Annotated in this window: 10 protein-coding genes; 8 read left to right on the plus strand and 2 right to left on the minus strand. The window is 64.6% G+C overall.

The window, feature by feature from the left end:
* The first annotated feature begins 188 nt into the window (after positions 1 to 188).
* The gene (locus tag ACZ1JW_RS11165; protein WP_465140606.1) at positions 189 to 1,307 is read left to right on the plus strand and encodes an ABC transporter permease; all 1,119 of its coding nucleotides are present in this window, start codon (positions 189 to 191) and stop codon (positions 1,305 to 1,307) included.
* Here ACZ1JW_RS11165 and ACZ1JW_RS11170 read toward each other — a convergent pair.
* The gene (locus ACZ1JW_RS11170; RefSeq protein WP_465140607.1) at positions 1,304 to 4,144 is read right to left on the minus strand and encodes a M16 family metallopeptidase; all 2,841 of its coding nucleotides are present in this window, start codon (positions 4,142 to 4,144) and stop codon (positions 1,304 to 1,306) included. The two genes, ACZ1JW_RS11165 and ACZ1JW_RS11170, sit on opposite strands and share 4 nt — an antisense overlap.
* An 82-nt stretch (positions 4,145 to 4,226) precedes the next feature.
* Here ACZ1JW_RS11170 and ACZ1JW_RS11175 point away from each other — a divergent pair, with 82 nt between their 5' ends.
* Positions 4,227 to 5,015 (plus strand): trypsin-like peptidase domain-containing protein, encoded by a 789-nt coding sequence (locus tag ACZ1JW_RS11175; RefSeq protein WP_465142768.1) that lies wholly within the window; start codon positions 4,227 to 4,229, stop codon positions 5,013 to 5,015.
* Between the two features lie 166 nt (positions 5,016 to 5,181).
* Here ACZ1JW_RS11175 and purC read toward each other — a convergent pair whose 3' ends face one another.
* On the minus strand, positions 5,182 to 5,967 hold the full coding sequence (gene purC, locus ACZ1JW_RS11180) for a phosphoribosylaminoimidazolesuccinocarboxamide synthase (RefSeq protein WP_039332937.1): 786 nt from the start codon (positions 5,965 to 5,967) through the stop codon (positions 5,182 to 5,184).
* Between the two features lie 229 nt (positions 5,968 to 6,196).
* Between purC and ACZ1JW_RS11185 the strand changes: the two genes are divergently transcribed.
* From ACZ1JW_RS11185 to ACZ1JW_RS11210, 6 genes are all read left to right on the plus strand, one after another.
* Positions 6,197 to 6,619: a ketosteroid isomerase-related protein gene (locus ACZ1JW_RS11185; protein WP_465140608.1), complete on the plus strand. Its 423-nt coding sequence runs from the start codon at positions 6,197 to 6,199 to the stop codon at positions 6,617 to 6,619.
* A complete protein-coding gene (locus ACZ1JW_RS11190; RefSeq protein ID WP_465140609.1) occupies positions 6,619 to 7,206 on the plus strand; it encodes a GNAT family N-acetyltransferase in 588 nt (195 codons plus the stop codon). The genes ACZ1JW_RS11185 and ACZ1JW_RS11190 overlap by 1 nt, the downstream gene beginning before the upstream one ends.
* Positions 7,207 to 7,339: 133 nt before the next feature.
* A complete protein-coding gene (locus ACZ1JW_RS11195; protein ID WP_465140610.1) occupies positions 7,340 to 8,236 on the plus strand; it encodes a carbon-nitrogen hydrolase family protein in 897 nt (298 codons plus the stop codon).
* 249 nt (positions 8,237 to 8,485) lie between these two features.
* The gene (locus tag ACZ1JW_RS11200) at positions 8,486 to 10,795 is read left to right on the plus strand and encodes a dehydrogenase E1 component subunit alpha/beta (protein WP_465140611.1); all 2,310 of its coding nucleotides are present in this window, start codon (positions 8,486 to 8,488) and stop codon (positions 10,793 to 10,795) included.
* A complete protein-coding gene (locus ACZ1JW_RS11205; protein ID WP_465140612.1) occupies positions 10,788 to 11,801 on the plus strand; it encodes an ACP S-malonyltransferase in 1,014 nt (337 codons plus the stop codon). Before ACZ1JW_RS11200 ends, ACZ1JW_RS11205 begins: the two co-directional genes overlap by 8 nt.
* On the plus strand, positions 11,798 to 12,262 hold the full coding sequence (locus ACZ1JW_RS11210; protein ID WP_465123477.1) for a low molecular weight protein-tyrosine-phosphatase: 465 nt from the start codon (positions 11,798 to 11,800) through the stop codon (positions 12,260 to 12,262). Before ACZ1JW_RS11205 ends, ACZ1JW_RS11210 begins: the two co-directional genes overlap by 4 nt.
* The last annotated feature ends 154 nt before the right edge of the window (positions 12,263 to 12,416 follow it).

Below are 12,416 nucleotides of genomic sequence, written 5' to 3' on the forward strand. Positions count from 1 at the left end.
CCCGACCCCTCCCGCTTGCGGGAGGGGGGAAGGAAGAAGGCTCCCTCCCGCTGGCAGGGAGGGAAGAAGAAGGGGCTGCCATGCCCTCCCGCAGGCGGGAGGGCCGCGAGACTTGACGAGCCGCAGGCGAGTTTAGTCGCAGCGGGGTGGGCATGCACAAGGTCGCACCCATGAGATGGAGCGGGGCCTTGGCGCGGATTGCGGCGATGGTGTTCAAGGAGGTGCGGCAGATGCTGCGCGATTCCGGCACCGTGGGCATGATGCTGATGATGCCGATCGTGCAGCTGACGATCTTCGGCTTTGCGATCAATAATGATCCGCGCCAGTTGCCGATGGCGTTGGAGATCAACGACACTTCGCAATTCGCGCGCTCTATCGATGCCGCGCTGCGCAACACGACCTACTTTCGCGTGACGCATGTTGTTTCGGCACCCGGCGAGGGCGAGCGGCTTTTGCGGGACGGGGCGGTGCAGTTCGTGGTGACTGTGCCGGTGGATTTCGGGCGGGATCTGGTGCGGGGCGCGCGGCCGCAGCTGCTGGTGACGGCAGATGCGACCGATCCGGCCTCGACCGGCAACGCACTGGCCGCGATCCAGCAGGCGGTGGACGGGGCGCTGACGCATGACCTGATCGGGCCGCTCGGCGACCGGGCGCAGGGGCCTGCTCCTGTCGATGTGGTGATCCATCGCAGCTACAATCCTGAAGGCATCACCAGCCACAACACTGTGCCGGGGCTGCTGGCGATCGTGCTGTCGATGACGATGGTGATGCTGACAGCCCTGTCCGTCACGCGTGAGGTGGAGCAGGGGACGATGGAGAACCTGCTGGCAACGCCCTTGCGTCCGTTCGAGGTGATGGTGGGCAAGATCGTGCCTTACCTTGTGATCGGGATCGTGCAGATGGCGGTGATCCTTGCCGCCGCGCAGGTGGTGTTTCACGTGCCGTTCGAGGGTTCGGTGGGGCTGGCGCTGTTCTCGACGCTGCTGTTCATGGTGACCAGTCTGGCGCTGGGGTTCATGCTTTCGACCGTGGCGACCAGCCAGTTGCAGGCGATGCAGATGAGCTTCTTCTACATGCTGCCCTCGATCCTGCTTTCGGGCTTTGCCTTTCCGTTCCGGGGTATGCCGGTCTGGGCGCAGTGGCTGGCCGAGCTTTTGCCGACGACGCACTACATCCGGTTGGTACGCGGGGTGATGCTGAAGGGGTGGACCTTTGCCGATGCGGCGGGGCAGCTTGGCGTGCTGGCGGTGATGCTGGCGGTGCTGGGGACGGTGGCAGTGCGGCGGTATCAGGATACGGTGGCTTAAGGCGCAGGCGCACCGTCTGGCAGGACGAGGATCTGCACGGCCTTGTCGGGCGAAAGATAGCGGCGGGTTATGGCTTGCAGGTCTGACGCGGTGAGTTTTTCGAGGCGGGCGCGGGCAGACTTGGCGCGGGCGAGGCGGTCGGGCTGGGTCTGGGCGCGTTCGGCAAGGGCGCTCCAGCCGCCGTTCGTTTTCAGCATGTTGTCGATGCGTTCGAGCATGGGGGCGCGGGCGCGCTGGAGGACGTCGGCATCGACCGGGGCCGCGATCAGGGCGCGGGCGGTTTCGGTGAGCGCGGTGCGGGTGGCGGGGACGTCGGCCAGATCGACCGAGGCGTTCATGGTGAAGGTGCCGTAGCCGGTCCAGACGCGGCTCAATGCGCTCGATGCGCCGGGGCTGTAGGCCTTGCCGAGCTTCTCGCGCACGGTATCGAGTACCTCGATCTGCGCGACTTCGGCGAGGAGTGACAGGGCCATGGCCTCTTCGGGATCGCGGTCGTCGCGGGTGGGCCAGGTCATGCGGACCACGGCCTGGTTGGCCTCGCCGGTGTGGCGGATGATCTGGAGGCCGCGCTTCGAGGTGAAGCCGCGGTGGCGTTCGGCGGCGTAGGGGCGGAAGTCGGGCTCCCGCGGTGGGAGCGCGCCGAGGGTGCGGGCGACTGCGGCGATGGCGGCGGCTTCGTCCATGTCGCCGACGATGGAGAGTTCGATGGCGCCGTTGTTCAGGCGGTCGGCGATTTTCTCGCGCAGGTTGGCGAAAGTGAGGGCGGTGTAGGCGCTTTCGCTTTGGAGGGTGAAGCGCGGGTCGTTGTCGGAGAGGATGCCGCCGATGCTGTTCGCCAGCGCGGCACCGGGGCTTGAGCGCAGGCGGGCGAAGAAGTTGGCGATGTTCTGGCGGTAGAGCACTTCGCCTTCGGGGCGGTAGCCGGGGTCGGTCAGCAGCGCGGTGATGAGCTGGAGCTGGAGGGCGAGGTCGCGCGGGGTGGTCACGGCGTCGGTGGAGAAGGTATCGCCGCCGGCGCCAAGGCCGAAAGCGACCGAGCGGCCGGCGAGCAGGGTCTGGAGGTCGTCCTCGCTATGCTTGCCAAGGCCGCCGCGGGCAAGGACGCCGGTCATCTCGGTTGCGAGGGGATCGGCCTTGGTGTCAAGCATCTCGCCGCCATCGAGATTGAGGCGCACGTCGATGCGGTCCTTCGCAAGGTCGGTGCGCTTGAGGTTGAGGCGGACGTTGTTGGCAAAGCGGATCTGGCGGATGCCGTAGAGCGGTTCGGTGACGTCGGAAACGACGGTGCCTGCCGGGCCGAAGTCGGTGTAGGCGAAGGGGATGGGGGCGGGCACTTCGCCTGCCGGGGCCTTGGCGCGGGTGGCCTTGGTCCAGGTCTTGCGGAGCGCCTCGGCGCCGCCCTTGGGCGCGGTGCGGCCCTGGAAGCGGATCAGCGGGTCCTTGAGGGGGACGGCCTCGGCCTTCAGCGCGGCCATGACCGTGGCGGGGGTGATGGTGGGGGCGAACTGGTTGAAGCGGGCGAGGCCGGATTCGGGCGTGGTCGGCACCTGATCGTCGCGGATCAGGGCAAGGGCAGCGCCGACCAGCGCGCCATGCGGGCGGGTGTCTGCCCCGGCCGCGGCGTTTTCGAGGCCGGTGCGGATGTTGGCGAGCTGCTCTTCGATCTCTGCTTGCGTGAAGCCGGTGGCGAGCGCGCGGGCGTAGGCCCCTGCGGCGGCGGCGAACCCGCGCTGCCAGCCGCCGTCGGTGGTATCGACGATGAGGTTGGTGGTGCGACCGATCCTGAACACCTCGCTGGTGCCGAACCCTGCGCCGCGGAACGGCGGGTCGATGGCGCGGCTCATGCGCTGGAAGCGGCGGTTGACCACGCCATAGCCGATCTGGCGCAGCAGGTTGCGGCGGCGGTTGGCGATGGTGTCGGGCTCGTCGATCCATGGGCCGTGGCGCGAGGCGGTGACGCGCTCGGACAGCGACGGGTCGAGGTGGATGTCGACGGCGGACTTCTGTTTGGGGAGCACCTTGCCCTGATCGGGGCGCAGGGTTTCGGGCTTAGGCTGCCAGTCGGCGAAGCGGGTGCGGATGGCCTGTTCGACCGCGTCGGGCTCGAAATCGCCGACAACGATCACGGTGGTCTTGGACGGCACATATTCGCGCGCCCAGAAGGCCTTGAGCGTATCGGCGGTGGCAGCGTTGAGGGCCTCGACCGTGCCGATGGGCAGGCGCTTGGGGTAGGTCGCGGCGGGGTAGAAGAAGGCGAGCTGGTCTTCGAGGTTGGTACGGCTCCAGCCCTGCCCGTCGCGCAGTTCGGACAGGACGACGCCGCGTTCGCGGGCGACGGCTTGCGGGTCGAACTTCAGCTCGCTCGCGGTCTCGCGCATCAGCATCAGTGCGGTGTCGAGCAGCTTGGCATCGTTGCGGGGCAGGTCGAGCATGTAGAGCGTCTGCTCGAACGAGGTCTGGGCGTTGGTGTCCGCGCCGAAGGAGAGGCCGTTGCGCTCTAGCAGCCTGATCATCTCGCCTTCGGGCACGTTGGTCGAGCCGTTGAAGGCCATGTGCTCGACGAAATGGGCAAACCCGCGCTCGGCCTCGCGCTCGTCAAGCGAGCCGGTGGCGACGTCCATGCGCACCTGCGCGGTGCCTGCGGGCGTCGCGTTCCTGCGGATGATGAAGCGCATGCCGTTGGGCAGCTGCCCGTAGCGGTAGGCGGGATCGGGGGGGAGGTCGCTTTGCTGGAAAGCCCAGGTGGGTTTGGGGGTGCTGGCGATTGGCGCAGGCTGCGCGGCGCAGGCGGTGAGGGTGAGGGTGGCGATGAGGGGAAGCAGGCGGCGCAGGATCATTGCGGGGTGGTGTGCCCGGTCGGGCGCGGGGGCGCAATGGGGTGTTGCGCCTGAATTGTCGCATAGAGCACGTGAATTGGCTATGAATTGGCTATATGGCTTCCTCGCAGGTCGAAATTTGAGGCAGGTTATGCTTTCTGACGTATCTTTAAAATCATTATTTTTGCAGATGTACTTTGGAGAGACGTATCTTGCTTGCGGAACCTGCTTTTTAATCGCGAATAAAAGCAATTATTATTTAATAACGAACAGGCATAATGTAACAGGTCGCAATAATCTAAATGGTAAAGCCCTGTCAAAGACTGGAGGAATTCCTGACCGTTTAAAAATATGGCATAACACAAATGATGGCGCATTGGGTTGGCATCCAAAAGTAGAAATGCTTTATACGGACAATGAGAGGCCTGTATGGATTGAGCATCCGATTTTAGGACAAGGCGCTGACTTTGTAGCACTTAAATTAACTGATTTATCAGGAGTCGGAATTCACACTCATGAAATTTTTCTAGATGGGCCGACTCTAAAAATTCTACCTGCTGATGTTGTTAGTGTCGTGGGTTTTCCGTTTGGGAGGGGTACATTCGGACTTCTCCCAGTTTGGGCAACTGGCTTCGTAGCCTCAGATGTCGTAGAGGATTGCCAGACTTTCTATATCGATTGTCGCAGTCGTCAGGGGCAATCAGGCTCCCCGGTGGTTGCGTTCCGAAATGGGGGGGTGTTGGCCTTCACTGATGGAATGACTAGAAGTTTTACAAAACCTGTAGTTGAATTTCTTGGTATCTACTGTGGCCGAATTAGCACGGAATCAGACATTGGAATCGTGTGGCGAAGGTCTGCAATCGTTGAGCTACTGAACAGCATAAACGAGTGAGGGATAGAAATTTTAAACCGTCTCCCGGTTTGCGACTTCACTTCCAATGTTCGCGGGAAACTGAGCGGAGCTCGCCCGAGAACTTCGATGTTTACCACTGCGTCAGCCGCGTTGCGGCTGCCACCTCCCCGTTTGTCCTCTCGGAAAAACGGGGAGGATTTGTGGCTTACTTCTTCCCGCGCAGCTTGCGGTGGGCACCGAGATCGAAAACCTCGCTCGGGCCGCCGTCGTTTTCGAGCAGGCCCAAACGCCGCGCGACCTCCTGGTAGGCTTCTTCTTCGCCGCCGAGGTCGCGGCGGAAGCGGTCCTTGTCGAGCTTTTCGCCGGTGGTCATGTCCCACAGGCGGCAGCCGTCGGGGCTGATTTCGTCAGCGAGGATCACGCGGCTGTAGTCGCCGTCCCAGATGCGGCCGAATTCCAGCTTGAAATCGACGAGGCTGATGTTGATCGCCGCGAACATGCCGCAGAGGAAATCGTTCACGCGGATGGCCATCGAGGAGATGTCCTGCATTTCCTCGTTCGATGCCCAGCCGAAGCAGGCGATGTGCTCTTCGGCGATCATCGGATCGCCCAGCGCATCGTCCTTGTAGTAATATTCGATCAGGGTGTGCGGCAGCGGCTCACCCTCTTCGATGCCGAGGCGCTTGGAGATGGAACCTGCGGCGATGTTGCGCACGACCACTTCGATCGGAATGATCTCTGCCTGCCGCACGAGCTGTTCGCGCATGTTGAGGCGGCGGATGAAGTGGGTGGGGATGCCGATGTGGGCGAGGCGCGTGAACACGTACTCGCTGATGCGGTTGTTGATCACGCCCTTGCCGTTGATCGTGCCGCGCTTCTGCGCGTTGAACGCGGTGGCATCATCCTTGAAATACTGGATGATGGTGCCGGGTTCAGGGCCTTCGTAAAGGATCTTGGCCTTGCCTTCGTAGATCTGGCGGCGACGGGACATGGGTTTCGTCTTCCTGCACGGTGCCGGGCCGATGCGCCCGGTCAGAATACAAAACCCCGGCATCGCGTTGGAGGCGAATCCATCGCAAGCGCCGGGGCGTTCATCCGGCCCATAAGCGAACATCGGCCAAAGTGCAATTGGATGCACGGCTGCAATGGAGCCTTGCAGGGCAGGGCGCTGGAATGGTGCGACGGGGGGCGCTAGGCTGGGGGCAAAGGAGACATTGCCGATGACCAGCCCTGCCGCGCGCACTGATGCGATTGCCCTGCTTGCCCGCTATTATGCCGCGTTCAATGCGGGGCACTGGGTGGGGATGCTCGAGTGCCTGAGCGATGACGTGGCGCACGATATCAACCAGGGCGAGCGCGTTGTCGGCAAGGCGGCGTTTGCCGAGTTCCTGAAGCACATGGAGCGCTGCTACAAGGAGCGGCTGGAAGACATCGTGCTGATGGCCAGCGAGGACGGCACGCGGGCGGCGGCGGAGTTCGTGGTGCACGGGGCGTATCTGGCAACCGACGAGGGGCTGCCGGAGGCCAACGGGCAGACCTATGTGCTGCCAGCAGGGGCGTTCCTGGCCATCGCGGGCGGGAAGATCACGCGGCTGACGATGTACTATAATCTGGCGGACTGGACGAAACAGGTCGTCGGCTGATGGGGATTACGGTTCGGCCATTGACCGGGGGCGAGATCGCGGCGGCGCTGGATGATCTGGCGCAGCTGCGGATCACCGTGTTTGCGGCCTTTCCCTACCTTTACGATGGCGATGCGGCGTACGAGGCGCAGTACCTGAGCGAATATGCCGCCGCGCCCGATGCGGTGCTGGTGGCAGCGTTTGACGGGGCACGGATCGTCGGCGCGGCGACGGCGGCGCCGATGATGCACCAGAAGGCGGAGTTTCGCGCGCCGTTCGAGGCGCAGGGGATCGAGGTGGCGCGGTTGTTCTATTTCGGCGAGAGCGTGCTGCTGCCTGCGTATCGCGGGACGGGGATCGGGCATGCGTTCTTCGATCACCGCGAGGCGCAAGCTGTGAAGTGCGGGGCGAATGCGGCGTGCTTTGCGGCGGTGGTGCGGGCGGATGACCATCCGGCGCGGCCTGAGGGGTACACGCCGCTTGATGGGTTCTGGGCGAAGCGTGGCTATGCGGTGGTGCCGGGGTTGACCACGGAGCTGGCTTGGAAAGAGCATGGGTGTGAGGCGGAGCGGGTGAACGTGATGCAGTACTGGATGCGGCAGTGGTGAGATTGTCTGGTCTGGTTTCTGGCGAAGGCGAGATGTGGCTTTGTGCGCTTGTCAGCGCATGCCCACCCCCAACCCCTCCCGCCTGCGGGAGGGGGGTAGGAGGAAGCGCCCCTCCCGCTTTCAGGAGGGGGGAATGACTCGGTTTCTTGTCGCTGCTGCGCAGTATCCGATCGAGCGGCTGGAGAGCTGGGAGGCCTATGAGGCCAAGCTGACGCGCTGGGCGGACGAGGCGGCAGCGGGGGGCGCAGCGTTGGCTGTGTTCCCTGAGTATGGGGCTATGGAACTGGCGAGCCTTTATCCGGCCACGATGGGCGATCTGGCTGGGTCTATCGAGACGGTTTCGGCGCTGCTGCCGCAGGTGGATGCGTTGCATTCCGCGCTGGCGGTGCGGACCGGGATGCACATTCTGGCAGCGTCTGCGCCGCGCAAGGATGCTGACGGCAAGTTTCGCAACGCAGCGAGGTTGTTTGCGCCCAATGGCAAGTCCGCTGTTCAGGATAAGCTGGTGATGACGCGGTTCGAGCGGGAGCAGTGGCATATCGCAGCGGGGTCCTCGCTGCGGGTGTTCGATACGGCGCTTGGGCGGCTTGCGGTATCGATCTGCTATGACAGCGAGTTTCCGCTGCTGGCGCGGGCGTGTGTCGAGGCGGGGGCGGAGGTGCTGCTGGTGCCTTCGTGCACGGACACGCTGCATGGCTATTGGCGCGTGCGGATCGGGGCGCAGGCGCGGGCATTGGAGGGGCAGTGCTATGCGGTGCACTCGCCTACGGTGGGGGAGGCTGAGTGGTCTCCGGCAGTGGATGTCAATCGGGGGGCGGCGGGTGTCTATGGTCCGCCGGATCGGGGTATGCCGGAGGATGGCGTTCTGGCGGTTGGCGTCGAAGGGGCGGCGCAGTGGGTCTTTGCTGAGGTGGATACGGCGAAGGTGGCTGATCTGCGCGCGGATGGCGGGGTGCTCAATGCGCGGCATTGGGTTGAGCAGCCGGGGGCGGTGGCCTTGCCTGCGGTGGAGGTCGTGGACTTGCGCTAGGCTGTTTCTCGCAAAGACGCAGAGAAGAAAGGGAGACGCGGAGGCCTTGCGATTGCGGTGAAGCCGCTTTGCCCTTTTGAAGTTGCGTTTTGCGCCCGGGCGGATTTGAGAGCGGCTTCGCCGCTGGCGCTTCATCTCTGCGTCTCCCTTTCTTCTCTGCGTCTCTGCGTGAACCATCCAAACACGGGGTTCCCATCCTGCCCAAGCTGCGGCTAAGACGGACATTCGTTACGAGGGAAACCATCCGCAATGTCGCTTGATGCCGCCGAGCAGGTCCACCGGCAGTTCCTTGATGCGCTGGAGAACGGCACCGCGCGCAGGCGTTCGAACCTCGGTTTGAAGGATGTGGGGCTGGCGCCGGAGCGGGCGGCGGCGTTGTTTCGGTCGCAGGCATTGTCGCGGCAGCTCGACCGGATGAGCCGCAAGCTGCAGGCGCGGGGCGAGGGGTTCTATACCATCGGGTCTTCAGGCCACGAGGGCAACGCGGTGCTGGCCGAAGTGCTGCGCGTGGATGACATGGCGTTCCTCCACTACCGCGACGCCGCGTTCCAGATCCACCGCGCGCACCGCGTGCCGGGCGAGAATCCGGCGTGGGACATGCTGCTGAGCTTTACCGCGAGCATGGAGGACCCGATTTCAGGCGGGCGGCACAAGGTGCTGGGATCGAAGCGGCTGTTCATTCCGCCGCAGACATCGACCATTGCCAGCCACTTGCCCAAGGCGGTGGGGACCGCGTTCTCGATCGGCATTGCGCGCAAGATGGGCTTCGAAGGCACCGTGCTGGCGAAGGACGGCGTGGTGCTGTGCAGCTTCGGCGATGCGAGCGCCAACCACTCGACCGCGCTGGGGGCGATCAACACGGCGTGCTGGGCAGCGTTTCAGGGCACGCCGATGCCGATCATCTTCCTGTGCGAGGACAATGGCATCGGCATTTCCACGCGCACGCCGCCGGGGTGGATCGAGGCGAACTTCTCGGGCCGTGCGGGGCTGCATTATATCGCCTGCGACGGGTCGGATCTTGTCGATACGATGCGGGCGGCGCGCGAGGCGGAAGTGATCGCGCGGCGGCAGAGGAAGCCGGTGTTCCTGCACATGAAGACGGTGCGGCTCTATGGCCATGCCGGGAACGACGTGCAGCTTTCCTATCGCACCAAGGAGGAAGTGCGGGCGGAGGAAGAGCGCGATCCGTTGCTTGCGAGCGCGGCGCTGCTGATCGAGGAAGGTGTGATGTCGGCAGCCGAAGTGCGCGCGGTCTATGACGAGATCGAGGCGGCGCTGGAGCGGCAGGTGGAGCTGGCGATCGCGCGGCCCAAGTTGCCCGATGCGGCAGCGGTGATGGCGAGCATCGTGCCGCAGAAGCGCGACGCCTCTGCCCTGCTCCCCCTCTCTCCGTCATCCCGGCGGAGGCCGGGATCCATTGCGGCGGTTGGTCAGGCCGGAGAGGGAATGGGCCCCGGCCTTCGCCGGGGTGACGTGATTTGGGATGAGGCTTGGGGGGCAGATCGCGCCGCGATGTTTGCCGATGATGCGGCGGCGATGGACAAGCCGCAGCATATGGCCAAGCTGATCAGCTGGGCCATGGCCGACCTGCTGCTGCAGTACTCGAACGCCATCGTGTGTGGCGAGGATGTGGGGCCCAAGGGCGGGGTCTATGCGGCGACGCAGAAGCTGCATGCGCGGTTCGGCTCAGCGCGGGTGATCAATACCTTGCTCGATGAGCAGGCGATTCTGGGGCTGGCGATCGGGGCGGCGCACAACGGGCTGCTGCCGCTGCCGGAAATCCAGTTCCTCGCCTATGTCCACAATGCCGAGGATCAGATCCGGGGCGAGGCGGCGACGCTGTCGTTCTTCTCGAACGGGCAGTACACCAACCCGATGGTCGTGCGCATTGCCGGGCTGCCCTATCAGAAGGGCTTTGGCGGGCACTTTCACAACGACAACTCGCTGGCGGTTTTCCGCGACATTCCGGGCGTGGTGCTGGCGGTGCCGTCCAATGGGCGCAATGCGGTGGCGATGCTGCGCGAATGCGTGCGGCTGGCGCATGAGGAAGGGCGCGTCGTCGTTTTCGTGGAACCGATTGCGCTCTACATGACGCGGGACCTGCATGAGCCGGGCGATGGGCTGTGGGCCAGCGTCTATCAGCCGCCGGGTGAGGGCGAGATTGCTTTTGGCGAGATCGGGGTGGCGGGTGAGGGGACGGACCTTGCCGTGGTGACTTACGGCAACGGGTTCTACCTTTCGCTGCAGGCGCAGAAGTTGCTGGCCGAGCAGGGCGTCAACGTGCGGGTGATCGATTTGCGCTGGCTGGGGCCGGTGAACGACGATGCGGTGATCGAGGCTGTTGCGCCCTGTTCGCGGGTACTTGTCGTTGACGAATGCCGCATTACCGGGGGGCAGAACGAGGCGCTGATGGCGCTTCTGGCCGAGCGGGCGCCGGACAAGGCGATTGCACGGATGGCGGCGACGGACAGCTTCATTCCGCTGGCGCGTGCGGCGACGCATACGCTGCCAAGCCGGGACGGGATCGTGGCCAAGGTGCTGGAGATGGTGCGTGGCTAAGGAAACCGTCCTTGTCGTCTGTCCGGGGCGCGGCACTTATAATGCGCCAGAGCTGGGGTATCTGGCGCGGCATCATGGTGGGGCCGAGTGGCTGGCGCGGTTTGATGCGATGCTGGCGGAGGCGGGGAAGGCGACGCTTTCGGCGTTGGATGGGGCGGCCAAGTTCAGTCCGGCGCTGCTCAAGGGGGACAACGCCGCGCCGTTGATCCATGCCTGCGCTTATCTGGATTTCCTCAGCCTCGACCGCGAGCGGTTCGAGGTGGTGGCGGTGACCGGGAATTCGATGGGCTGGTATACGGCGCTGGCCTGCGCCGGGGCGGTTTCGGGTGAGCATGGTTTTGCCATTGCCGACGGGATGGGCGTCAATTCGCAGCGCCATGAGCCGGGCGGGCAGGCAGTGCTGGGGCTGGCGGGGGAGGACTGGACGGTCGACCCGGCGCTGTTGGCGGCTGTCGAGGCGGCGATGGCGCGGCATGGGGTGCTGCCTTCGATCCGGCTGGGCGGGATGCTGGTGGTGGCAGGATCAGTGGCTGCGCTCGATGCGTTCGAGAAAGACCTGCCGCCGCTTTCGCGCCCGCCGATGCGGCTGGTAGGGCATGGGCCGTTCCATACGCCGCTGATGTGGCCAAGCAGCGATGCGGCGCGCGCGCAGTTTCCGGTGGACTGGTTCGGGCAGCCGCAGGTGCCGTTGATCGACGGGCAGGGGAAGGTGTGGCGGCGGTTCGAGAGCAATGCCCAAGAGCTGTGGGATTACACCTTCGGCCACCAGATTCTGCAGCCTTACGACTTCACCGCCGCGATGACTGTGGGCATCCGCGAGTTTGCGCCCGACCGCGTGGTGCTGCTCGGGCCGGGGGAGACGCTGGGCGGGGCTATCGGGCAGGTGCTGGTCAAGCTGAAATGGCTGGACATCGCGTCACGTAACATGTTCACTGCGCGGCAGGGAGAGGATCCGTTTCTGATTGGCCTGGGGAGACCCAGCCAGCGGAGTATCGTGATCCCGTGAGCCAACCGTCGATTTTGTTCGTCTGCCTTGGAAATATCTGTCGCTCGCCTCTCGCCGAGGCGGCGTTGCGCCGTCGTGCGGTGGAGGCTGGCGTGGCGATGACGATAGATTCCGCCGGAACCGGTGACTGGCACGTCGGCCGCCCGCCCGATCCGCGCGCACAGGAAACCGCGATGCGCCATGGCCTCGACATTTCGAGCTATCGCGCGCGGCAGGTGACTGCGGAGGACTTCCACAAGTTCGGCCACGTCTTCGCGCTCGACCAGCAGAACCTCAAGGACCTGCGCCGCATCGAACCTTCGCGCCACATCGCCGAAGTGCGCTTGCTGATGGACCTTGTGCCGGGCCGCAAGGGCACGGCGGTGATCGATCCCTATTATGGCGACGAGGAGGATTTCGAACAGGCGTGGGCCGATGTCGATGCCGCGGCGCAGGCGCTGGTGAAGCGGTACTTGCGTTAGAGCGGATGGGCAGGTTCCGTCTTGGCGGGAGCGTGGGTTTTCCGCCTTTTCGCGCTGAAATCGGACTTTCAGGATACGACGCCATTGCGGACGTTGGCGCCATTTCTCTCGCACCCCTGCCGTCACCCCGGGCTTGACCCGGGGTCCCGCTTTC

Source organism: Novosphingobium sp. BL-A-28-Hi1-0D (assembly GCF_055521755.1).